Annotated in this window: 2 pseudogenes; both read left to right on the forward strand. The window is 35.5% G+C overall.

The features are described from left to right. Nucleotides 1-72 (forward strand): annotated as a pseudogene (locus tag WFH18_RS17925) (type II toxin-antitoxin system HipA family toxin); the annotation flags it as partial. Between the two features lie 32 nt (nucleotides 73-104). Further along, nucleotides 105-236: pseudogene (locus WFH18_RS17930) on the forward strand (IS4 family transposase); the annotation flags it as partial. Between the last annotated feature and the right edge of the window lie 110 nt (nucleotides 237-346).

Below are 346 nucleotides of genomic sequence, written 5' to 3' on the forward strand. Positions count from 1 at the left end.
GGTTATGTATCGCCTTTTGAGTTTGAAGCAATGTACTATGATAAGATTAACCCGTTAGGTCAGGTGGCCTAACTTAAATAAAAAAGTCTCCGACGAACCCGGTACGGTTCAGTCCTTTGAGAATCAGCTTTCATATTGCATCTATTGGCATTCTGAATATATTAAGATTCGACTCTTTAGACTCCGCAGGTAATTTACCTAAACATTTAGAAAGTTTACTGGAAAAATCTAAGAGAAGAGGTGGATCAGGAAATTTGAACAACACTTATAAGTGATATTTTGCTCCCCAAATGATGTTATAAACATCAATATATGGAGTATTTTATGACACGTAGACCAAGAAGAA

Source organism: Acinetobacter sp. USHLN143, assembly GCF_037145695.1.
Classification (GTDB): domain Bacteria; phylum Pseudomonadota; class Gammaproteobacteria; order Pseudomonadales; family Moraxellaceae; genus Acinetobacter; species Acinetobacter fasciculus.